Here is a 25,025-nt window from a genome sequence, read left to right as displayed (position 1 = left end):
CTCAATTAGTTTTGAGTTTCCCTACAGTCTTTTTTTATGTGCTATTAAAATTTGAATTTGGATTTCCGTTACAGGTACTCGCTTTCCTCTCTAATCAAAAAATCAACACTATGGATTAAAAAAGTCTTCCTTCCTTCTGGACTATTCTTTAGGGTATTTGTTTTTTTTATGATAGTAGTGGTACTTATGTTTTAAATTGAATTGGTTAGTCTTAAAAAAAAATTTAAATTTTTATTTTAAAGAATGCTAATTAAATACAGGACGATGAACATATAAGAGTGGTATAAACAGATATATACTAATAACTCATCTGCATAAGTCTAATAGTATAATATATAAAATTTTATTTTATAGATGTGTTGAAATAAAATTTCAAATGATGTATTCTTATTAATAGGATTAGTCGGAATATTCAAAATTGTGCTAACCTAAAATTATTTTATTGGGAAAGAGGGGAAGGATGCGGGGAATGAAATTATTATACTTGCTCCTTTCGTTAGTGTTTTTTCAATTGTAACTCTGAGGTTGACAGTAAATTGTAGAAAATAGGAGGTTTGATACAAAAGTATACAAGATATTTAGGAGTAATTAAGAAGAATAATAGGGTTGAGTTAAATTGCGTAAGCAAGATAGCAAAGAGTTGTAATAATTTTGTAATCGTTTTCAAAAGGTGATTTCAAATGTTCATCAATAATAATAATATGGAGGTTTTGTATATGAAAGTAATGCCATTGACAGAGGATATGTTTATAAATGGGAAGGTTGTATCCGCAGAAGATAAAATGAAGTTATATAATCCAGCTCAATTGGATGAAGTTGTGGGTGAAATCACAATGGGTACCAAAGAACATGTCGATCAAGCTGTTGAAGCTGCATATGAAGCTTGGGGAGATTGGTCACAATATGCTCCGGAAAAAAGAGCTAGTTATTTAAAGTCAACAGCTAATTATATTGAACAGAATCTGGAGTCCTTAACGGAGCTATTGGTGTTGGAAAACGGGAAGTTACTTAGTGAAGCTCGATCAGAATTGTTGGCTGCCGCTAATGTATTAAAGTATTATAGCGGCCTGGCAAATGAATTGGACAAAGAAGAAGTCATTGAGAATGAGCAAGGGAAAATGATATTGACGAGACAGCCGATGGGTGTTGTTTCTATAATTGTACCTTGGAATTACCCGGTCTTATTAGGGTTCATGATGGCATCACCTGCATTATTAGCTGGGAATACTGTGGTCTTAAAACCATCTACTTATTCACCTCTAACTCTTACTAGAATTCTGCATCACATGGCAGGAGAATTACCAAAAGGTGCATTAAATGTCGTTTTAGGTTCAGGTTCGAAGGTTGGTTCCGCCATGACTGCTCATGAGAAAGTACGTAAAATTACTTTCACTGGTAGTACGGAAATCGGAAGTGAAATCATTGCCGAAGCAGCTAAGACAATCAAGAACTTTAGTATGGAATTAGGTGGGAATGATGCGGCCATCATACTGAGTGATAAAAATATTGATGATGATTTAATAAATAGAATGATTAAAGGTGTATTTACTTACAGTGGCCAAATTTGTTATGCGATTAAAAGAATCTATGTTAGTAAGGATAACTATGATGAGTTTGTTTCTAAATTTACCGCCGCTGCTGACCGGTTAAGAGTTGGACCGGGACTTAATAGTGAATCTACATTAGGCCCGATCAATAATAAAGCACAACTTGATGTTATCCAGCAATTACTTGAAAAAGTTGAAAAAACTAATGCTAAAGTCACTACAGTAGGGCAATTTGTAGAGGGTGTATCTGCTGATCAAGGTAATTATATTTTACCGAGGGTCATCACAAATGTTACGAACGATGATGATATTGTTAAAAAAGAACAATTTGGACCTATTATCCCTATTGTGCCTTTTGAGACAGAAGAAGAAGCGATTGCCTTTGCGAATGATACTGAATTTGGATTAGGTAATTCGGTCTGGACATCCGATGAAGAAAAAGGTTTTGAGCTAGCTCGAAAACTTCAATCAGGAAGTGTTTTTGTGAATATCCATCAAGTTGGTGCTTCAGCTGTTAATATGCCTTTTGGAGGATTTAAACAAAGTGGTATTGGAAGAGGGCATGGCGTAGAAGGCCTATACGAACATACGGAACTACAAGCTCTTATTCGTCGAACAGATATGTAAGATTATTCTGAGTTCATTATAAGTAGATCTACTCTAGAAAACCGATGACAGATGAGTAATTTGGCTAATTTGGTGGGTTTTGGAAATTGAAATTTATAGAACTCAATAGGTTATGTTGCATTCTAGTTATAAAAAACTGAATATTAAGTATTTTACTGACGCCTACTCAGGCTAATAGAGACTTTGAATTTAAAAAACAAACTTATTCTTTATTAAAAGGATAAAGAAAGGAAGGTTTATGAAAAAAAATTATAAAACAAAAAACCACATGTTCTTAATTGGTATTGTGATGTTGATGTCTTTGGTGCTTTTCGGTTGCGGTAATGGAAATGAAAATGCTAGCACAGCTGAGGGTTCTGAAAATTCCGGTAATGGTGAATCTGAATCAGACACAGTGCAATTATCTGCTGCAATAGCGGGTCAAACTAGTGCTCCGTACATATATACAGGGGCATTAGCGGAAATATTGAGAAAAGAAGGTAATATTGATTTAGAAGTATTTCCCTATTCAGGTGGAATCGGGAATGTTCAATTAATAGAAAATGGAGAAGCTGATTTTGGGATTATGTTTAATGTTTCACAGAACTGGGCTTATAACGGAATAGTGGCTTATGATAAACCATATAAGGATATTCGTGCTTTGGTAGGGACAAATTATAAATCATTTGTAGGAATTGTTGCTAGAAATGAATTTTTAGAAGAGCATAATATCAAATCGTTAGCTGATATTAAGGAAAAAGAGATTCCGGTTAAAATAATCACAAAACCTGAAGGCACGTTGGCTGAGTATATTACTAGATTAGTATTGGAAGCGTACGATTTAGATTACAAGACCATCGAAAGTTATGGTGGTAATGTACAGCTAGCAGCAGATGAAGTAGTTTTATCAACATTCCAAAATAATACTTCGGACATATTTATTTTGGCTCTACCTAGAAATCAAGCTACTTTAACGGAATTAAGTACACAAAATGATGTAACGATATTAAGTATGGAAGATGATAAGCGAGCATATTTAAGCGAAAATTATGGGTTTGTAAAAGATGATGTTCTTGAAGCGGGTAATTATGAAGGTCAAGATGAAGATGTAATCACGAATAGTTTAGGTTTGACTTATATTACACATGCAAGAATGGATGATGATGTAGCCTATGAACTTGCGAAAGCTTTTGTTGAAAATAAAGAAGCTTTAGTCGAAGCACATGCTGCTTTTGCTGAGTTTGATCCTAAAACAGCTGGGCATGCAGATAGCAACGGACATATTCCATTACATCCCGGAGCAGAGCGTTATTATAAAGAAATAGGAGCTTTAGATTAGGGTTCTAGCCATATTAAAATTTTGTTTTTGTCAAAGTAATACAAACATATACTCTATCGATGTGTCGCGTGGTAGATAAAGTCTGTAAAACTACTACGCGTCACATCCTATGCCTCTTAAATTCGGTTAAATTTGACATTTTGGAATTGCGTAGTTCAGATGAGAAATTTAAGAAAGATTTTAGATTGAATAATAAAAGTATTCCTTGTTTTCTTTATATGATGAACAATGGGAATTAATAGTAGTACAAATTAGGGTCATGATTGGAGATATAAAATATTAACGGAGGTAAATATGAAGAAATATATTAATCTCTTTTCAATAATTGCAATAGGATGGGCTCTTTTTCAACTTTATTTAGCAGGTGTAGGCCCGCTTGATGCTCTCCTTCAGAGAGCGATACATACAGGCTTTGCGCTTGCTTTATGCTTCGCAATAATTAGTGAAGCCGAAAAGAAAAAAGGCGTATTAAAATTAGCTGTAGACTACGTATTAGTTTTTTTATCTATTTTAACAACAATATATGTCATTTATGATTACAAGCGGATTGCATCTAGAATGTTTTTTGTCAGTGAATTGCAACCATTAGATTACTTTTTTGGAATTGTATTAGTTCTTTTAGTATTAGAGGCTTCACGAAGAATAGCCGGTTTAGCATTGACCGTGTTAGCTGCTATGTTTTTGATCTACGCCTTTGCAGGTCCGTATATGCCTGGACTTTTAGAGCATAGAGGTTTTTCCTTTAAACAAGTTGTAGATATTATGTTTTTATCTACCGATGGTATTTTAGGGGCACCAGTTGCGGCCTCAGTCAATTTTGTATTTTATTTTGTTTTATTTGCAGTCTTTTTGGAGCAATCTGGTGGAGGGAAATTATTTATCGATATTGCTTTTAAATTAACTGGTAAAGCGAAAGGTGGTCCTGCGAAAGCGGCTGTTCTAGCTAGTGGCGGGATGGGATCTATAAGTGGAAGTGCCGTCGGTAATGTCGTGAGTACGGGTGTATTAACCATTCCTTTAATGCAAAAAGTTGGATTTTCTCCTAAATTTGCGGCATCGGTGGAAGCGCTTGCATCAACTGGAGGGCAGTTATTACCACCGATAATGGGTGCAGCAGCTTTTATAGTGGCGAATACAATTGGTATGCCATATAGCGAATTTATATTAGCCGCCTTAATTCCTGCTATTCTATTTTACGTTGCAGTATTCTCGATGGTTCATATGCAGACCAATAAACTAGGTTTAAAATCCGAGGATTCAGACGTAAAGGCGGAGCGTCTAAAAGACATCATACGTAGACTGCCTCTATTAATACCATTAGTAATCTTAGTCTATTTTATTTTTTCAGGTGCTACATTACAAAAGGCAGCATTTTGGGCGATTATTAGTGTAGTTGTTTTAAGTGCTTTTCGTAAATCAACTAGGTTTAAGATTTCAGACATATTAGATTGTTTTATCAAGGGTGCTCAACAATCTCTTCAGGTGGCGATTCCTTGTGCAGTTGCCGGTATAGTTGTTGGTGTTGTACTCCATACAGGTTTAGGTTTGAAGTTAACAAGTATTATTATGACTTGGTCATTTGGCAATGTATTTCTATCAGTCCTTTTAGTTGCTATCTGCTGTATCATTCTAGGTATGGGAATGCCGACGGTTTCAGCTTATATTATGGCTTCAGTATTATTAGCGACAGCATTATTAGATTTTGGATTTGAACTAATTGCTGTTCATATGTTTTTACTTTATTTCGCTGTTTTTTCAATGATAACACCACCTGTTGCCTTATCCGCCTATGCAGCTGCAAGTATTGCCAAAACGAATGCCCATAAGACTGGAATGTATGCATTTTATCTAGGTATACCTGCGTTCTTAATTGCCTTTGCTTTCCTGTTTAATCCCGCGCTCTTGTTGATCGGTACACCTTTCGAAATAACATCGGCCATTATTATGACATTAATCGGAGTCATTATGTTATCGGCTGCTGTAATAGGGAATTTTATGGGGTCAGTTGACACTCCTGTTCGTATTTTAGCGTTAATAAGTTCAATTAGCTTGGTAATTAATAATAACTTATCCGACATTATCGGCCTTGTATTGGTCGGGATTATCATTATTGTTCAATTAAATACTAAAAGAAAGAATAAATTTGATTATTCGGAAGGGAAACAATCGGCGATCTAATACAACCTTCAAAGCCTTGACAGATTGCATTTTTATACGTTGATAGGTTTTGCGTAAAATTACTATTACGATAACAAATAATTACCAAATATTGGAGGTCTGTATAGTGGATAAATTGCTTACAAACTCTATAAAAATGACAAATACTACTGCTGATGCAATGATTGATGCGTTAATCAATGCTGGGGTTCGTTATATTTTTTCAAATTTAGGAAGCGATCATCCTCCTTTAATAGAGAGCTTAGCAAAAGCTAAATCTCAAAACAAAGAACATCCTAAGATCATTACTTGTCCTCATGAAACAGTTGCGATGTCTGCTGCGCATGCTTATGCACAAATGACCGGTGAGCCACAAGCCGTGTTTGTTCATTTAGATGTAGGGACTCAAAATTTAGGCGGAGCTGTTCATAATGCAGCTCGTGCGAGAGTACCAGTTTTCGTCTTTGCAGGAGCGACTCCGATTACATTGGAAGGCGAGATGCGTGGAAGTCGAAATAGATCCGTTCACTTTTTACAGGATGTTTATGACCAACGTTCAATTGTTCGACCTTATGTCAAATGGGAATATGAGATTCGAACAGGTAAAAATATTCAACAATTAATTTATAGAGCATTGCAATTATCTAAGAGTTCACCGCAAGGACCAGTTTACCTAATGGGTGCTCGAGAAATACTAGAGGAAGAGGTCGGAACATCCAATATTCCTGTAAACGGCTGGGATCCGATAGAAACGCCAGCTTTGTCAAATGATAGTATAGAAGTATTAATGAAGGATATGTTAGCAGCAGAAAATCCTCTTATAATTACTTCGTATCTGGGGAAAAATCAAAAGGCCGTAAAGGAATTATTAAGATTATGTGAGACCTTATCTATTCCTGTAATAGAAGTGGACCCTACCTACGTGAATTTCCCGGCAGATTCACCGCTTCATTTAGGTTATGAATCTGAAAAGGAACTCTTGTCAGAAGCTGATCTTATCATAGTAATAGATTGTGATGTACCATGGGTACCTTCACTAGTTCAACCAAATGAAAACTGTAAGATATACTATGTTGATATGGATCCCCTAAAGGAGGATATTCCTTTATGGTATATACCATCTACTAAGTTTTTTATGGCTGATTCATATACGGCTCTAAGACAATTAAACAGATATTTAGAGACGATCCAAATTGACTTTAATAAATATGAAGAGAGATTTTATAGCATTAGTCAAAAACATAAAAAGCAACGTAATGTGTGGGAATTAGCAGAAACGACTGAAGATGATGGGTATATAACCCCGGAATTTTTGTCAGCATGTATACGTGAAGTGATTGATGATGAAGTTATTATTTTGGATGAAACGGTAACAAATACAACTATCGTGTCCAAACATATTCCGAGAAGAAAGGAAGGTACCTATTTGGCTAGCGGTGGAACATCCTTAGGTTGGAATGGTGGAGCTGCAATTGGTGCTAAATTGGCATGTCCAGATAAAACCATTGTAAGTTTAACGGGAGATGGCAGTTACTATTTTAGTGTTCCATCATCTGTCTATTGGATAGCAAGAAAGTATCAGAAATCTTTCTTAACAGTGATTTATAATAACCAAGGCTGGAATGCCACTAAGCAAAATACAATTAGGATGTATCCAGACGGTGCAGCTTTTCAAAGTAACAATTTTAATGTGGATTTTGCTATGCCTTCCGATTTGGCGGGTATAGCTGGGTCAGCTGGAGGTGCGTTTGCTATTAAAGTTAACGAACCAAATAAAGTTAAAGATGTATTACGTAAAGCATTAGAGGAAGTGGAAAACGGACGTTCTGCAGTTGTCGATGTTCTACTAAGGCCTGTTGCAGAATAAATAGTATACCTTTTTAAAAGGTCATCTTACTTTGTGTTCAATTAACGGATAAGTTAAAGAATTTCCTTACTCTTTCTAAAATGTGCGGTCTCTTAATATTCTATTTCCACATTCGACATTCTAGACAAGTTAGCAGACTAGTTAACAGATTGTATGAGTGGATAAGAAGTATTTATTGGAATAATTGAAATTTTTGAAATAAACTTTTAATTTTAGGTTAAAGAACAAAAAGATCAAAGAGAAACGCTAAAGACTTGCATGGCACGGGATCGAAGATTGAATGAAGGTGAAAAACTTTGTACTAATAGTAAAGCGTACATTTCAAAATAGATTAAGAGGAGGAGTTCTGAAGAATTTTAAACGTTAGGAATCAGAATTAGTTATATATTAACTATTAATCAGGTGTATTTATATCGGAATTATCGAAGTTATTTCGATTATTGCTAATTGTTGAAATAACTTTTCAGAATATATTGAAATTTATTTTTACGTAGTGTATCATAATATTTGGAATATTAAGAACTATTTTGAAAGCATAGCGTGTAAATGCGTAAACCCAAGTGAACATTTTTTTAGTAGGAGGTTATATTATGAGCGAGCAAATTATACGTGATAAGCAAGCAGTAAGTGAAAAAACACAAACTTTGCTAGAGAAAACGAAAGATTTATCTCTAAAAGGTCGTGTTCCAGCAGGTATTTTTAACAATGAAGAGATTTATCAATTAGAAAGAGAACGTATTTTTAGCAGATGCTGGATTTTTTTGGCTCATGAAACAGAGATACCCGAGCCTGGTGATTATGTAGTTCGTGAAATTGCTGATAACTCGATTATTGTTGTTCGTGATGAGAAAGGGCAAATTCGTGCTCATTTAAACGTTTGTCGTCACCGTGGAACGACGGTATGTCATGCAGAAATGGGTAACGCATCACATTTTCGTTGTCCTTATCATGGTTGGACTTATCAAAACAGTGGTAAATTAATTGGTGTGACGGCAATAAAGAAAGCGTTTCCGAAAGATTTTAATAAGGAAGAATTCAATCTTGCATCTATAAGAGTAGATTCATATGAAGGTCTAATCTTTGGGAATCTTGATCCCGAGGCGGAATCACTGGATGAGTACTTAGGGGGATTTCAGTGGTATATGGATTATATATTGAAGACATCCCTTGCAGGTGCAGAGGTCGCAGGTCCTCCTGAGAAATTTGTTATAGATATCGATTGGAAGGTTGGGTCTGAAAATTTCGCTGGAGATGGATACCATACACCAATTGCACACCAGTTTGCATTTGATATGGGATATTTCCCTACATCTACACGGACACACTCAGGAGGTATTTCAGTTCATATTCCAAATAAAGGTCACGGAATAGGTTTTGGAGTAACTCCAGGAATGGATTTTACAGGTTACCAAGAAGGATTTACTGACCAAGTTTCGCAACTATTTGACCCAGATCAAGCTGAAATATTTAGAGAAACTAGAACTGCACTTGGGACAATATTTCCTAACTGTTCAATTTTGAGTACAGCGTTTAGTCTTAAACCTGGTGGAGAGCCTACTAGATTTTGGTCAGTTCGACTTTGGCATCCAATCGGTCCGGGTAAAATTCAATTTATAAATTTGGTATTAGTACCTAAAGATTCTTCAGACGAATATAAAAAACGATCCATTCAAGCATTTCGAACTTCATTTGGTGTTTCGGGAACGTTTGAACAGGATGATATGGAAATTTGGAGAAATCTTACACGCGGGCTGAAAGGTACTGTTGCCCAAGACTTGTTGTTCCCTTACGAAATGGGAATTGATGGGGAACCATTAAAAGATTTTCCGGGACCAGGTGTTGCTAAAGAGCCATATTTTAATGAGACAAATTTCCGAAATCAATGGCATACTTGGGCAAATTATATGCTTAAAGAGTAGTTAAAAAATGATTAAGGAAATTCTTCGAAGGAGGTTTATATTATGAATGCTACGAATGCCGATGTAAATACCAAAATGGAACTTGAGGAATTTTTACTTTATGAGGCAGAATTGCTGGACGATCACTTATATAATCAATGGTTAGATTTGTTTACTGAGGATTGTAAGTATGAAATGCCAATGAATTTAACAAAAATTAAAGGTGACGGTAAGGAACTATCTGACCGATATAAACTTTTAGACGAAACCTATGAAACACTTAAAATTCGAATTGAACGACTTGGAACAGACTTTGCATGGGCTGAAGACCCCCCATCTCGTACCCGTCACTATGTGACTAATGTTCGCGTGAAACCTGGAGATAAAGAGAATGAATTTAAGGTTCGATGTAATCTTCTTGTCTATCGAAATAGAGGCGATTATTCCACTTATGACCTTTTTTCAGCAGACCGTAACGATATCATAAGAAATGTTGATGGGAGCTGGAAGATCGCTTATCGACAAATCGTTTTAGATCAACGAAGTGTAAATAGTCATAACCTATCGATTTTCTTTTAGGAGGGAGGTTACTATGAATCAAAAATCACATGAAATGCAGGCGAATTATTCTGAAGATGTAACCGTAGATAGTGAATTTAAGATTGCAAATGAATTTACAACAGTGATTATCAGAAGGTTGGTTACAAAAAACGGTGTAAGACTTGAGATAGTCTCGCCAAGATTAGGACATTCGATTCGTTTAGATCCACTTGAACTTGAGAGTCTTACCTGGCAGAACGTAGAGACTTTTTCAAAGTTTCTTGAATTGCCATTTGGTCCTCAAGATTAGGGTAACGATGAAATAACATATCTCTTTTTAAAGCGGTTTTTAAATGAGAAACATGAAATGTAAGTTTAGACTTTTAGATAGATAAAGAACTAGGATACGGACAGGATTGCAATTTATGAAATCCATTGATAGACGGTTCAGTCATCCTAGTTTATTTTTATAGTCATACTTATCTACTAGCAATACATCACAGACTTATTAATAATGATAGAGTTGTTAGATAGACTATAAAATTTAACTGTTAGTGATGTAACAAAACTAATATAATACCCCGCTTAGGAGTTAGTAGCAAAAGTTGACATCAACGCACTTTAGCTCCTAGGTTTCTCTTGTTTAAACCTGACTATAGGTATAGTGATACTAGAATTTTTCTGTGAATATATCACTGACAAATGATGATTAACCTCTAGCCTTTCGATCTATAAAAGAATAGAAAGGTGAAAAACTTTCGTGCAGCTAAATGTTATGTTTACTTATGAAATTTAAGATTAATAAATTGTTAGAAGGAGAGAGCAGCTATGGGAAATAATCTTACTTTTAATTATACATGTCCAACAGATATACATTTCGGTCCTGGCGTAATAAAAGAAATAGTGGATATTATAGAACAACAACAACCGAAACACTTATTAATTGTTTGTGATGAAGGTGTTTCCAAAGCAGGCATCTTAGATAAGGTAATAGATCAAATTGCAACAGTTGAAATCAGCTATACAGTTTTTTCGGATGTGGAGGCGAATCCATCTGTCGAGACCGTTAATGCCGGAAGACAACTCTTTGAGGAAAGCGGTGCAGATTTTATTATAGCTGTTGGCGGTGGTAGCCCTATGGATGTTGGTAAGGCTATTGCGATATTAGCAACAAATGGTGGAGGAATTATAGATTATGAGGGCTTGAATAAGGTCTCGATTCCAGCTGCTCCATTAATAGCAATTCCGACTACGTCAGGTACAGCAAGTGAAGTGACGGCGTTTACTATCATAACCGATTTAAAAAGAATGTATAAAGCTTCAATTGGCGGCCAGTACGTCGCACCAAAATGGGCAATTGTAGATCCGTTGTTAACCGTATCACTTCCTCCAATGCTTACAGCTTCTACTGGAATGGATGCACTAGTTCATGCAATCGAATCATATGTCTCTCGTTGGGCGAATCCGATAAGTGATGTACTTGCGTTAGAGGCGATTCGTAAGATTTCGTACAGCCTACGGGATGCGGTATACAATGGTAATAATGTGGAGGCACGTTCGGATATGATGCTCGGCTCGATGTTAGCAGGGATGGCATTTACTCATACAAGGTTGGGAAATGTCCATGCGATGAGCCATCCTTTAAGTGCTCATTTTAATGTACCACACGGTATTGCTAATTCAATACTTTTACCTCATGTTATGGAATTTAATCGTGTGGCTGCCTTGAAAAAATTTAAGGAAATTGCAATTGCTATGGGAGAAGAAAATCTCACTCAAGCTTCAGATGAAGTTGGAGCCCGCAAGGCTGTAGAAGCAGTGCGTAGTTTATCTAAGGATATCGGTATTCCTGAAACATTTAAAGATTTTGGTGTCAAAGAGGAATTACTACCTGAATTAGTAGCAGGTGCCCTGCTAAGTGGTAATGTACTAGTTAATCCACGTTCTACTGACGCTAAAGATGTGGAAACGATATATCGTCTTGCTTTTTAGGGTAACGAATTAGTTAATAATGCAAAAATAATTGATCTTGTTAAATGAATTGAAAACAGAATTTTCCGAAGAGTCTAAATTATTTAAGTTTAAAGAGGAGGCACCAGAAATGAAGTGTAAATCACTACGTTCGTGGTTAGGTCATTTAAAGGATCAAAATGAACTGGTTATCGTTGATCGGAAAGTTTCTCTTGATTATGAAATTGCGGGAATCGCAAAAAAATTAAATGGGCAGAAAGCCGTCTATTTTTCTCAAGTTGAGGATTATGAAATTCCTGTAGTAGCAGGAACTGCAGCTAATCGTAAACAATACGCGGATGCCCTGGGAACGAGTGAAGAGGGACTTATTGATAAGTTTTTAGAGGCAATTGACAATCCATTACCATGTAGTGAAGTCTCAGGAGAACAGGCTCCTGTACAGGAGCAAGTTATTCATGGAGAGGACGTTGACTTGTTGAAGCTGTTTCCAATACCTGTACACCATGAAAAGGATTCAGGCAATTATATTTCTGCAGGACTGGCTATTGTTCGGGATCCTGAAACAGGTAAACAAAATGTCTCTGTCCATCGCCTGCAGATCTCAGGAAAAAATCGCCTAGGTGCTTATATTCTTCCTAGACATACGTTTAATTTCTTTAAAAAAATGGAGGAACAAGGTAAACCTCTTGAAATAGCAATCGTCATTGGAGTTGACCCAGTAACGATGCTTGCTTCCCAAGCTATCGCTCCATTAGGGCAGGATGAAATGGAGATTGCTGGGGCCTTAAAAGGAGAGCCTGTTCCTGTGGTTCGTTGTAAAACGATCGACGTTATGGTACCAGCTCATGCGGAAATTGTCTTAGAAGGTAAAATCTTGCCTAATATTAGAGAGCCTGAGGGGCCTTTTGGTGAATTCCCCAAATTGTATGGACCAAAAAGTGATAAAGAAGTCGTGGTTATTGATTGCGTAACACATAGAAAAGATCCAATTTTCCAAACTATTCTACCTGCAAGCGATGAACATCTTTTGGTTGGAGGTATTCCACGTGAAGCAAGTCTGTTACGTTCAATCCGCAATACCGTTCCAACTGTTCGTGGTGTTCATTTAACTTTGGGAGGAACGTGTCGCTATCAACTAGTTGTTTCAATGAAGAAAAGAAACGAGGGTGAACCAAAAAATGTTATATTTGCGGCCTTCGCTGGACACTACGATGTAAAACACGTCTTTGTTGTTGATGAAGAAATCGATATTTTTAATGCAGAAGAGGTGGAATGGGCATTTGCCACTAGATTCCAAGCTGAAAGGGATCTGGTTGCTGTTCATGGTGCCCAGGGTTCTAAACTTGATCCATCAACAGATGATGGGGTGGGCTCCAAACTTGGCTTTGATTGTACTGTACCGTTGAATAGTCAACCAATGGAGTACGAACGCATTCGTATACCTGGTCTTGAACAAATCAACATAGAAGATTATATATTAAAAGTTGAAACTTCAAAGGAAAATAAAAACCACTTTAAAGAGGAAGTAAGTTAAATTAAATCTAAGAATAAACGAACAGCACGCTTGCTTAAACATTATTAGTGAAAATAAAAAATTACAGAAAAAGAGGGGTAAGATGAAAAAATGGATAAATAGTTTGATGTTATTATTACTAGTCGGTATTGCTATCTTAGGAGGGTGCTCACAGCAAACTAAACAATCGGTTAGCAGTTCTAATGATACATCTAATGAATCCTCTTCAGCAACGGATGGAAAGGTTGCGCTAAGTTTTGCAACAATGTCTGAAGGTAGTGCGGTGTATGTTTATGGTGCAACAATGTCGCAGATATTGATGAACAATGTAGAACAAATTGAACGAGTAGATGTATTGCCTTATAACGGTGGGTTTGGAAATGTAACCCTTTTGGATACTGGTAAGGCAGACCTTGGCATTACATTCGATTTAAATAATTTCTGGGCTAGAACAGGAACGGGTCCAAGTGAGAAAGAATATGACAATTTACGGGTATTACTCGGTGCTCTTGATCAATATTATGTTGGTGTTTTGATGACAAATGAGTTCATGGAAGAGTATGGAATAGATTCTATTGCTGATATTAAAGAGAAAAAGATTCCTGCACGTCTTCTCACATTAGGTAAAGGTAGTCAAGGTGAAGTTGCTGCACAGCAAGTCTTAGAAGCTTATGGTTTGAGCTATGAAGAGCTTGAAGGCTATGGCGGTTCAGTAGAGCATACTTCGTTTGATGTCGTAAAGACTAACATTCAAGACGGTAGAACTGATATGTTTATTCAAGTTATGACCAATGGACATCCAGCATTTACTGAAATTGCATTGCAAAATCCGGTAACATTTATGGGGATTGAAGATGAGTATGTAGAAAAGTTAGCAGAGTTTGGATACAGTAGAGCGACATTGCCTGCAGGTGTTTTTAACGGACAAGATGAAGAAGTTCCTTCAGTGGGATTACGCTCAACCGTTACAACAACTACTGATCTTCCTGAAGAGATAGCTTATCAGTTCACAAAAACATTGATAGAACATCAAGAAGATCTTGCTACAGGTCATAAAGGTTTAGAGGATTTTGAACCACAGGTTGGAATTACAGAGTCAGCAACAGGTGGTGTAGAGATACATCCAGGTGCATTAAGATACTATAAAGAAGTAGGTTGGATTAAATAATTTTGCAATAAGATAAAGTTTTCATTAAATGACTGACAATTTAGCTTCCTCTCTATATCATATAGGTGGTCAATACAGTTTATAAGTTTTATAGGTAGTAGAGGGTAAAATAGCATCTACTTGCCTAGTAATCTATGGCGAACTATTAATAATGCCCGAGTTAATTACTTGTAAAAGCGACCATGACAATATCTTCGATGTCATTTCCTATACTAATGAGAGGAACTTTTTTATATAAAGGTCATTTGGAAGACACTTGTATTGGAGACAAGGAAAAAATAGTGTTGTGATTAATGAAGGAGGAATTTAGGAGTGTCACGATTTTTTAATGTAACAGCAATCATTGCAATTACCTGGTCTCTATTTCACTTGTATACAGCGGCCTTTGGTGCATTTCCATCTATTGCTCAACGAGCTATACATGTTGCTTTTGCACTATCCTTAGCATTTGCAATGACCAGGTTATCAAAGAAAAAATTAAATAAACTATACGTCCTATATGATGCGGTCTTGATTATTCTACCGCTTATTATAGGAGCGTATGTTGTTTACCATGTAGATCGCTTTAGTTCACGTATGTGGTATGTCGATCAAGTGGCAGGTTTTGATCTGTGGTTTGGAGTGATTTTTAGCTTACTTACTCTAGAGGCATCAAGAAGAATTATTGGGAACGTTATGACGCTATTGGCAGTTATCTTCATTGGATACGGCTTTGCTGGCCCGTACCTATCAGGGTTGATTTCGCATAGAGGTTTGGATCTTCCTAATTTAGTTGATTTAATGTTTATGCAAACGAATGGAATATTTGGTGTTCCAATTGGAGTGGCCGCAAGCTATGTATTCTATTTCATTCTTTTCGGCTCTTTCTTAAATGTATCTGGAGGGGGAAAGCTGTTTATTGATATCGCCTTCAAATTAACGTCTAAATCTCGCGGAGGTCCTGCTAAAGCAGCAATTGTCTCAAGTGGTTTAATGGGGAGTATTAGCGGTAGTGCAGTCGCAAATGTTGTAAGCACAGGGATTTTTACAATACCGTTAATGAAAAAAGTTGGATATTCCTCAAAAGATGCTGCTGCAATCGAATCTGCTGCTTCTACAGGTGGGCAATTAATGCCACCAATTATGGGTGCCGCAGCGTTCGTTATGGCCGAAATGCTAGGAATTCCTTATACTGAAATTATTTTGGCGGCATTAATCCCAGCACTCCTTTATTATATTTCACTTATGATGATTGTCCATCTTAAGGCAATAAAAGAAAAATTGGGAGATACGGACCAAGAAATTCTTCAAAAGCAAGAAAAAGTAATGAAAAAAATCCACCTATTATTACCACTAGTAGTGTTGATTTTATGTATTTTTAAAGGCTTTACTTTACAATCAGCCGCTTTTTGGGCAATTGTGGCAGTCTTGCTTGTAAGTTTCTTGAGAAAAGATACTCGTATGGGATTAAAAGATTTCTTTGAATCACTTGAAGATGGAGCTAAGCAAGCTGTACAGGTTACACTTCCTTGTGCTGTAGCTGGGATAATCGTGGGTATAATTAGCTTTTCGGGATTAGGATTGAAGTTTACAACTCTAATTATAAATTGGTCATTTGGGATTTTTTTCCTCACCTTAATTTTGGTTGCATTAGGTTGTATTATTCTCGGAATGGGGATGCCGACAACATCCGCGTATATATTAGCTGCTACATTAATGGCACCAGCATTGACGAAATTAGAAGTTGAGCCATTAGCTGCGCATATGTTCGTTCTTTATTTCGCCGTTATATCTATGATCACACCTCCAATTGCGCTAGCCGCCTACAGTGCTGCAGGAATTTCCGGTTCTAAAATGGGTGAAACCGGCGTGCGGGCTCTTATAATTAGTTTATCAGCATTTTTAATTCCTTTTACCTTTGTATTTAATCCTGCATTACTTTTAATAGGAGAGGTTTCAGAAATAATCTGGGTGACGACCACAACACTCTTTGGAATTTACGCAATGTCTGTTTCGGTGGTTGGATATCTTTATAGTAATTTGATTATGTTATTGCGAGGTATAATATTTATACTAGCTGTAATGATGATTATTCCTAATTTAATGACAAGTATAATAGGATTGCTAATATTCTCAATCATATTCCTATTTCAACGCTATAAATTTAATGAACAATTAACGCCTAACATTCCAACTAACACATAAAAGAAATGTTTGTAAATTAGAAAAATTGCACTTCCTCAAGCAAAGGCTGTGTTAAATCAACATTCGCGTTAAACAAGCCAAAGCAAAAAGAGAGTCACCTCCACTAGGGGATTTGGCTCTCTGATTTAAGTAAAAGCCCTTTTTTGTTTAATTAGGGTCTCTTTTTGATTTTAAGGCTTCTCTTACTTTTTTAATATTTGGCAAGGCGTACCTTCCCATTGTTGTAGCAACTCCTAGAAATAAAAGGTCTACTATATACATTAAACTCATTCTAGAGGTAAGAGGTTCCCCTTGAAATACAATTTCTTTTGATGCGGTACAAAGTGATACGTCTGCAAGACGAACAATAGGTGAATTTTTTCGTGTAGTCAAACCTATAGTAGCTGCACCAGACTCACGAGCAAGTGAAAGGGAGTCTAACACTTCTGAATTTGCACCAGTATGACTGATGCCTATAGCTAAATCATCTCTTGTAGCAACTGCGCTTGATACTACCTGGAGGAAGGAATCATTTTGAACAATACATCGAACCCCTAATTTCGTTAAGTTATAACTTAAGTCAACTCCTGTGGAATAATTAGTTCCCTGTGCAAATATATAAACAAATCTTGCATTGTTAATAAGACGAATGGCTTTTTCTATCGCTTCAAAATCTAACGACTCCCATGATTGTTGAAGAGTATTTACATTTGCATGATAAGATTTTTCAGCAATTGAAGCAAGGGTGTCAGTTATTTCAATTTCTTCATCTAGATTATTAGTTGTATCACCAAGATCGTACGCAAGATTAATTTGTAAATCGCGAAAGCCTTTATAACCTAAACGCTGAGACAAACGTACTACCGCTGAATCACTAGTATTCGATTTTTGGGCGATCTTACTTACATTTGCGTTAACAGTGAATTCTGGGGAATTTACAATAATATCAGCCACATCTTTTAATGCCCCATTAAGTTGAGGATAAATATTTTCAATACGCTTTACTACTCCCGGTAATCTTCCTTTTCTCAAATAACACATCTCCTCTTTTACAAATTATTGAAAGAACATATGAACAGAGGATACTCATCTTTTCAATGTATCTACATTAACTATGTTAACGATTACAATTTTATCATGAATCTGGAAAGCAGTGAATCTTTATTTCATAAAGTTCATAGAACGAGCTAATCGCACATTAAAATTCTTGATAAACTCTGCATTCCCAGTAGGAAAAGATTAGGTTTTTACAAATTTCAAAATTGCTTTTCTAATACTTGTTGAAATTTAATTTCATATGTTGCATCTTAATATTTTGTAAACTTTATAATATCCTAACTTCAAAATCAGTTATGGAAGGATTACGGTTGGAGGTTGCTTAAGCATAATGAATTGCAAGCTTAAAACTTATCACCCTGAAAGATAATTTTATATCACACAAAATAAAAGTAGATACCCCTTGAGCATTATTTGGGGGTAGCCTACTATTGAAAAAAACTTGTTTTACATCCCATATTACATAACCAAACGAGGTGTAAATTAATCAAATGTTAAATTTGTTGCAAACACATTACAGCCTGTTAAGGCTCAATTAGTTCAATGCCTTTGGTTATATCTTTAGGTAAAACCCATGCTGACGGAATTTCCCCACTTTATTTTAGGTATTCTACGAGGTTTTTAGATAAATCATGTGAATTCTTCTAAAAAAAGGGAGGGATTTTAAGTAGTCAAAACTACTACCACCTAAAAAAAGTCTAATAAATCAGTATGAAAATCTATTAAAAAAAACTTTTATATTTTGTGCTTTAGCGTTTTTAAAACTTTTTAATTATTTCTAGCTTTTCTAGTTTCATATTGTAAAGAGGTTTTTGGATCGCGCTTGCTTTCTAATGCATCTTTTACGGATTGAAGATTTATTAATGAAGATTTCCCCATTTTTGAAGCTAAACCAAGGAAGAAAATATCAACTAAATACATCATACTCACTCTTGAAGTCAGCGGTTCTCCTTGAAAGACTATTTCTTTATTTGCCGTACATAGCGAAAAGTCAACTATTTGTGAAATTGGTGAATTTACTCTAGTTGTTAGTCCGATAGTAGTGGCTCCATTTTGTCGTGTAATAGCAAGTGCTTCGATTAAATCTCTATTTGCACCAGTATGGCTTATTCCAATGACAACATCGCGTGGATTTGATATAGCACCTGCGACTGCTTGCATATATGAATCATTATATACGTAACATAATGTGCCTAATTTCATTAAATTATAGGATAGATCAATACCAGTAGAATAATTTGTTCCCTGTGCAAATATATGAATAGCTCGCGCTTGTTGTAATATTTGAATGATTTTTTCAAGAGTGTCAAGATTAAGTATTTCCTGTGATTCTGCCAATGCATGAATGTTAGCATTAGATGCAATATTTACAATTGTGTCTAAGCTTTCTGAAATACCAATTTCTTCATCCATATAAGTGCTATTATCTCCTAGTTCATACGCAAGGCTTATTTGAAGATCTCTAAAACCTTTATAACCTAGTTTTTGAGAAAGACGTACTACCGCTGAATCACTTGTATTTGATCTGTTTGCAAGTTTTTTAATATTTTCACGAACTATTAACTCAGGATTATCTAATATAGCGGTAGCAACATTTTTTAATGCACCGGTTAAAGTAGGATATATCTCTTCTAAGCACATTAAAACTCCATGGGTATTATTGCCTTCCATTCTTTTTCCTCCTATTATCTTTTCTTATATTTTACCATTAATACACAGTGCTGAAAACGATTTCTAAAATAAAATTTCAATATTAGTTATTTATACTTATTTTTTGGTGTAATTTTAATGTTTTTCAAAAAAACATTGAAAATAAATTTTATTGATTGTATAATTAAGAAAAATCTAAATAATCTAAAAAAATCAGGAGGTACGATAATGTTATATGAATTAAGAGAGTATGTGGCAAGTGAAAATAAAGTAGAGGCATTACATAATCGATTTAAATCACATGTACTGCAATTATTTGAAAAACACAATATTGAAGTGAAAGGTTTTTGGACGGATCACGAAGATCCTATGAAATTGATTTATTTATGTCAGTTTAATAGTTTAGAAGAGCAAAAAAAGGCTTGGGCGGCATTCGGTAGTGACCCAGAATGGAAACGGGTAAAACAAAAAAGTGAAGTTAATGGTGCACTAACATCAAGCCTAAAAAGTGTACTGTTAGAACCAGTTGATTATACGAAACAACCATAATGTAAAAAATAAAATCTGGAGTGGATGAAAAATGAAAGCGGTCCAATTTGATTATTTTCGTGCAGAAACTATGGATGAAGCTCTGACTCTACTTGAATCCTTTAAAGAAGATGCAAAAGTCCTATGTGGTGGGCAAAGTCTTATCCCAGTACTAAATATGCGGCTAGCTAGGCCTAAAGTTGTGGTTGATATTAATAAGATTAAAGAATTAAATGAACTAGGTACCGAAGGAAAGTATGTGAAAATTGGTGCTGTTATAAGACATAATGAGGTCGAACATTCATCGTTAGTTAAGGAGCAGCTACCTTTGTTGGCTAAAGCACTTCCTCATATAGGACATTCTCAAATAAGAAATAGAGGTACATTAGTTGGAAGTATTGTTCATGCAGATCCATCAGCAGAGGTACCATTAATATCACTTCTATTAGATGCCCATTTGGAAGTAAGAAGTAAAGACAACCAAAGAATGATACCTATATCGGAGTTTTATTACGGATATATGATGACAGATTTACAACCAGACGAAATTGTAACATCAGTTAAATTTCCGATTACTAGTCCCCCGAAAGGTGGAAAGAGAGGCACTGAATTTGTCGAAGTTGCTAGAAGGGAGGGTGACTTTGCACTTGTCGAAGCGGCTTGTCAAATCGATATTGACGAAAACGGCAAAATTTTCGATGTTCGTCTGGGTCTTGGTGGGGTTGGTCCTGCACCAATTAAACTTGAAGAGGTTGAGGATTTTCTAAAAGGAAAAGAACCGACAAATGATTTGTTTGAAAGCGTTTCACAAATGATTACAGACTACTTAGAACCTGATGAGGATCCATTTGTACCAGAAGAATACAGAAAAAGTGTTGCCAAACGATTTATTTTTAAGGTTTTGGATGGTGCATTAAAGGATGCCTTGCAAATAAAGGAGGAAAGTTCACGATGAGTAAACACTATATACACGTTGAGATTAACGGAAAAGAATACAATAGTGAAGTTGATTGTCGAATGCACTTGGCTGATTTTTTAAGAGAAGATTTAAATTTAACAGGTACTCATTTAGGATGTGAGCATGGTGTTTGTGGAGCGTGTACTGTTTTATTAGATGGTAAACCTATCCGTTCTTGTACAATGCTCGCAGTTCAGGCTGATGGCCAGAAGTTGAAAACAGTGGAAGGGCTTTCTTGCCGAAATATGGAGACTGGCAAACAAGAACTCTCCAATGTTCAAAAAGCATTCTGGGAATGTCATGGACTACAATGTGGATTTTGTACACCGGGAATGTTGCTTACTTCACAGGCATTATTGGAAGAGAATCCTGAACCAAATGAACAGGAGATCAGAGAAGCACTTTCTGGAAACATTTGTCGTTGCACGGGTTATGTTCAAATTGTGGACTCTGTAAAACTAGCAGCAGAATTAAATAGAAAATCTTCATTAGAAATAGATAGTCCATCTGATAAAAATCGTGACCTTGTGAAAGAGGAGGTGTAACAATGGTCAAAAGCGATGTAAACCCACAAAGAGAATTTAAATGGATAGGAAAAAAGAATCCACCAGTAGAGGATTATAAATTTGTTCTTGGTCAAGGAACTTACGTAGGAGATATTAAAGTTGAGGGCATGCAACATGTAGGATTGATTACAAGCCCCTATGCACATGCAAAAATCGTTTCAATCGATACCAGTGAAGCATTAAAATTACCAGGTGTTACGGCAGTTATTACTGGGAAAGAGCTTGCGGAACATGTACAGCCATTAAAACAATATTTAGATATTCCTGGAGTAAAGTGGTATCCTTTAGCCGTCGATTATGCAAGGTATGCAGGTGAATGGGTTGTTGCTGTCTTAGCAGAAAGTAGATTCATTGCTGAAGACGCTGCAGAACTGGTGAAAATTAAATATGAACCATTACCTTTTGTAGTGGATCCAGAAGAAGCGATGAAAGAAGATGCTCCACCAGTACATCCAGAACACCCGAATAATGTTATGTGGCAAAGAAAGTTTGTATGGGGTGACGTTGAAAAAGACTTTGCGGAGTCATTTGATAGTATTGAGTTTAGATGCCGTTGGAACCGAAATTCAACTGTTCCTCTTGAAACCTTTGGGGTTATTACGAAATGGGATGAAGGCCGTCAAATTTTGGATGTATGGGCATCAATTCAAATGCCACAGTACGCTGAACAAATTGCTGCAGCACTTCAAATCCCGTTAAATAATGTAAGGGTCCATTATGATGTGGATGTTGGTGGCAGTTATGGTGTAAAAAGAGGAATAAAGCACTCTGTATTGGTTGCTTATATCTCTCGCCAATATGGTGTACCTACAAAATTAATTGAAGACCGTCTTGAAAATATGAGGGGAAGCGATATGCATGGTCCTGATCGAATTTTTGATGTTCAGGCAGCCTTTACTAAAGAAGGAGAAATTAAGAGCTTGAAAATTAGAACGATTGATGATGAAGGTGCATACCCTGGTCGTTCACCACTTCAAATGGGGAAACCAATTGGAGCCATAGTCGGAGCTTATAAAATTAAGAGTGTTGAGTATGAGGGTATTGCAGTTACAACAAATAAGACTGGTCAGGTAGCGGTAAGAGGATTTGGTCAATCACCAACAAACTATGCAATTGAATTAGCAGTGAATAAAGTTGCTAAGAAACTGAAGATGTCTCCGGTTGAAATAAGAGAGAAAAATTTCATTCAACACGAAGAATTTCCATATGAGATTCCAAGTGGAACTACATATGATAGTGGGAATTATCCGGTTGTTTTACAAAAGGCATTAAATCTAGCAAACTATCAAGAATTACTAAAATGGCAAGCAGAAGAACGTAAAAAAGGTAGAATCATTGGGATTGGTGTTGGAACATGTATGGAACCAGGTGGTGGAAACGCTTTGTTTGAACCATTGCTAAATCCCAAAAATGATAAGACTACATTCCCAGAGGGATGTCAGGTAAAGGTTGATAATACTGGAAAGGTAACAGCAAATATTGCGTTCTCATCCTCAGGTCAAGGGCATCAAACATTGGTTTCAACGATCCTAGCAGAAGAGTTTGATATTGATCGCGATGATATTAGAGTAGTTTATAGTGACTCACTATCAGCTTTACCATCCCAATCACCTGTAGCAAGTCGTATGGCAATTGTTCTTGGCGGTGCTACTTCTGGGGCAGCTAAAAAAATTAAAGCAAAAATGATGAAAATTGCAGCACATAATTTAGAAGAGTCTGAAGAAAATCTATACTGGGATGGATCAACAATAAAAGTAAAGAATACTGAGGATAAACAACTTACATGGGATGAAATTGTGCGTATTGCTCATATTACGTACCATAAAATGCCAGAAGATATGGAACCAGGACTTCAAGCGCAATTTGTATTAGAAGTACCAACTGGAGGTACGCTTCCAACTCCAGATGGTAAAGTTCAGATGTATCCTTGTTATTCATTCTCAGCCCATATTCCGGTTGTTGAGATTGACCGAGATACAGGAAAGATTCAGTTCCTAAAGTATTATATTGCTGATGACTGCGGAACCGTAATTAACCCAGATATTGTTAAAGGAATGGTTGTCGGTGGTGTTGCGCATGGTATTGGGGCTGCTTTATATGAACAATTTTCATATGACGAGAATGGGCAGATGATCTCACAAACCTTTATGGACTACTTATTACCGTCGACTATGGAGGTACCGCACATAGAGATTGTTAAACATTGTACACCGTCTCCGTTAACTTCAATGGGTCAAAAGGGTGTAGGTGAAGGCGGGTATATGAGTGCTCCGGCAGCAATAATAGGTGCAGTTAACGATGCTTTAGCTCCGTATGATATTGAAATAACGAGTGTTCCGGTAACACCAATGGATGTTTTATCTAAAATTAATTCAGTTAAGGAGGTTGTATAAAAGAATGGTTCTGAAAATTCCCGCTATTAAAAAATTATCAACTGTTCTATTGATGATTGCGATGTTAATTGTCTCTACAGCGTGTTCTTCAAGTACAGTTTCTGAATCAGGAAGTTCGAATTCTGGTAGTTCAGGTTCGGCAGATTCAAATTCAGAACCTTCGGAAAGTGGTAGTGAAGGAGTCCAAGAAATTGAAATGGTTACATTTAGTCCGCCGTCTCTTGGAGCTTTTTTAACGCCAATTATTGAAGAAAAACAATTCGATATTGAAAATGGTATCGATGTTAAGTTTGTTGAGAGACCGCCAAGTGCTTATAATTCAGAATTTGCAAGCGGTCAATATAAGGTAGGAGGAAGTGCAGCCCTTTTATCGGAAGCGCTTCGAATGGACCGCGGAGTAAAAGTTACGTATCTTTTTAACTTATTTGACTTTTGGGGAACGGTAATCACTGCAGATGAAAGTATAACAACATTAAAAGACTTAGAAGGAAAAGATATGGCTGCTGCAAAGAGTACAACGAATTTTGCTATGTTCCAATATTTTGCACAAAAATCTGATGCAGATGTAAGCACTATGAATGTGTTGAATGCTGAGACTTCCGCACTTGTTACCTATGCTGAGGCTGATCGAGCAGATGCAGTTCAATTATGGGAACCTGCTTATTCTATCTTAATGGATAAAAGTCCTGAAAAATATCACCAAGTTGATTTCGGTCTAGAAAAATGGGAGGAATATACAGGTGCAACAAGCATTCCATATTTAGGAATCGCAGCCCACCAAGATTGGGCGGAGGAAAATAAAGAACTAATCCCAAAATTGTATCAAAGTTTTTCGGATGCAGCTAGTTGGGTTCAAGCAAACTCCAAAGAAGCATCAGAAATCATTGCGGCTACCATACCGGGTGGAGAAGCAGAAATTATTCAAAAATTAATAGAAAACAATGACTTGTTAGGGTTAAATGTACAACCTGCGATTGATTTAAAAGATGATATAAAAGCTGTATTTAAAGCAGGTTTAGAAATTAATTACCTTGAGAAAATGCCAGATGATTCGGTAATTTATAGTGAAAAATTAAAGTAAATAGATATGAATAATCAGGTAAAG

At 36.2% G+C, this 25,025-nt stretch carries 18 protein-coding genes; 16 read left to right on the top strand and 2 right to left on the bottom strand.

Going from position 1 to position 25,025, the window contains the following annotated elements; all coding sequences use genetic code 11:
* Positions 1-716 precede the first annotated feature (716 nt).
* The 11 genes from C1724_RS09595 (at position 717) to C1724_RS09545 (ending at position 16,790) form a co-directional block, all read left to right on the top strand.
* Complete coding sequence (locus C1724_RS09595) at positions 717-2,174, top strand: aldehyde dehydrogenase family protein (RefSeq protein ID WP_180994212.1); 1,458 nt, start codon at positions 717-719, stop codon at positions 2,172-2,174.
* Between the two features lie 238 nt (positions 2,175-2,412).
* Positions 2,413-3,492 (top strand): TAXI family TRAP transporter solute-binding subunit, encoded by a 1,080-nt coding sequence (locus tag C1724_RS09590; protein WP_102346441.1) that lies wholly within the window; start codon positions 2,413-2,415, stop codon positions 3,490-3,492.
* A gap of 294 nt (positions 3,493-3,786) precedes the next feature.
* Positions 3,787-5,670, top strand: a complete 1,884-nt coding sequence (locus tag C1724_RS09585; protein WP_102346440.1) for a TRAP transporter permease — start codon at positions 3,787-3,789, stop codon at positions 5,668-5,670.
* A gap of 106 nt (positions 5,671-5,776) precedes the next feature.
* The gene (locus C1724_RS09580) at positions 5,777-7,516 is read left to right on the top strand and encodes a thiamine pyrophosphate-requiring protein (RefSeq protein WP_258000330.1); all 1,740 of its coding nucleotides are present in this window, start codon (positions 5,777-5,779) and stop codon (positions 7,514-7,516) included.
* Between the two features lie 590 nt (positions 7,517-8,106).
* A complete protein-coding gene (locus C1724_RS09575; RefSeq protein WP_102346439.1) occupies positions 8,107-9,435 on the top strand; it encodes an aromatic ring-hydroxylating oxygenase subunit alpha in 1,329 nt (442 codons plus the stop codon).
* A 42-nt stretch (positions 9,436-9,477) separates the two neighbouring features.
* On the top strand, positions 9,478-9,993 hold the full coding sequence (locus C1724_RS09570) for an aromatic-ring-hydroxylating dioxygenase subunit beta (protein ID WP_102346438.1): 516 nt from the start codon (positions 9,478-9,480) through the stop codon (positions 9,991-9,993).
* A gap of 13 nt (positions 9,994-10,006) precedes the next feature.
* Complete coding sequence (locus tag C1724_RS09565; protein ID WP_219723256.1) at positions 10,007-10,264, top strand: dihydrodiol dehydrogenase; 258 nt, start codon at positions 10,007-10,009, stop codon at positions 10,262-10,264.
* Between the two features lie 518 nt (positions 10,265-10,782).
* The gene (locus C1724_RS09560) at positions 10,783-11,946 is read left to right on the top strand and encodes an iron-containing alcohol dehydrogenase (RefSeq protein WP_102346437.1); all 1,164 of its coding nucleotides are present in this window, start codon (positions 10,783-10,785) and stop codon (positions 11,944-11,946) included.
* A 109-nt stretch (positions 11,947-12,055) separates the two neighbouring features.
* Entirely contained in the window at positions 12,056-13,459 is a 1,404-nt protein-coding gene (locus C1724_RS09555; protein ID WP_102346436.1) for a UbiD family decarboxylase, read from the top strand.
* Between the two features lie 82 nt (positions 13,460-13,541).
* On the top strand, positions 13,542-14,606 hold the full coding sequence (locus C1724_RS09550; protein ID WP_102346435.1) for a TAXI family TRAP transporter solute-binding subunit: 1,065 nt from the start codon (positions 13,542-13,544) through the stop codon (positions 14,604-14,606).
* A gap of 312 nt (positions 14,607-14,918) precedes the next feature.
* Positions 14,919-16,790 carry a TRAP transporter permease gene (locus C1724_RS09545; RefSeq protein WP_102346434.1) on the top strand — a complete coding sequence of 624 codons (1,872 nt, stop codon included), beginning with the start codon at positions 14,919-14,921 and terminating at the stop codon, positions 16,788-16,790.
* Between the two features lie 147 nt (positions 16,791-16,937).
* Here the strand turns inward: C1724_RS09545 and C1724_RS09540 are convergent, their stop codons facing one another.
* Both C1724_RS09540 and C1724_RS09535 read right to left on the bottom strand, forming a co-directional pair.
* Entirely contained in the window at positions 16,938-17,801 is an 864-nt protein-coding gene (locus C1724_RS09540) for a MurR/RpiR family transcriptional regulator (protein WP_180994211.1), read from the bottom strand.
* A 792-nt stretch (positions 17,802-18,593) separates the two neighbouring features.
* The gene (locus tag C1724_RS09535; RefSeq protein WP_102346432.1) at positions 18,594-19,496 is read right to left on the bottom strand and encodes a MurR/RpiR family transcriptional regulator; all 903 of its coding nucleotides are present in this window, start codon (positions 19,494-19,496) and stop codon (positions 18,594-18,596) included.
* Positions 19,497-19,703: 207 nt separating this feature from the next.
* Between C1724_RS09535 and C1724_RS09530 the strand changes: the two genes are divergently transcribed.
* From C1724_RS09530 to C1724_RS09510, 5 genes are read left to right on the top strand one after another with little or no spacing between them, the layout of a single operon-like run.
* Positions 19,704-20,024, top strand: a complete 321-nt coding sequence (locus tag C1724_RS09530; RefSeq protein WP_180994210.1) for an NIPSNAP family protein — start codon at positions 19,704-19,706, stop codon at positions 20,022-20,024.
* 31 nt (positions 20,025-20,055) lie between these two features.
* Positions 20,056-20,958: an FAD binding domain-containing protein gene (locus C1724_RS09525; protein WP_102346430.1), complete on the top strand. Its 903-nt coding sequence runs from the start codon at positions 20,056-20,058 to the stop codon at positions 20,956-20,958.
* On the top strand, positions 20,955-21,506 hold the full coding sequence (locus C1724_RS09520; protein WP_102346429.1) for a (2Fe-2S)-binding protein: 552 nt from the start codon (positions 20,955-20,957) through the stop codon (positions 21,504-21,506). Before C1724_RS09525 ends, C1724_RS09520 begins: the two co-directional genes overlap by 4 nt.
* A gap of 2 nt (positions 21,507-21,508) precedes the next feature.
* Positions 21,509-23,920, top strand: a complete 2,412-nt coding sequence (locus C1724_RS09515; protein ID WP_102346428.1) for a xanthine dehydrogenase family protein molybdopterin-binding subunit — start codon at positions 21,509-21,511, stop codon at positions 23,918-23,920.
* A gap of 4 nt (positions 23,921-23,924) precedes the next feature.
* Positions 23,925-25,001: an ABC transporter substrate-binding protein gene (locus C1724_RS09510; protein WP_180994209.1), complete on the top strand. Its 1,077-nt coding sequence runs from the start codon at positions 23,925-23,927 to the stop codon at positions 24,999-25,001.
* The last annotated feature ends 24 nt before the right edge of the window (positions 25,002-25,025 follow it).

It is taken from the genome of Bacillus sp. Marseille-P3661 (assembly GCF_900240995.1).
In the GTDB taxonomy this organism is placed as follows: Bacteria; Bacillota; Bacilli; order Bacillales; family Bacillaceae_J; genus OESV01.
This window is presented reverse-complemented; position numbering and strand designations above follow the sequence as displayed.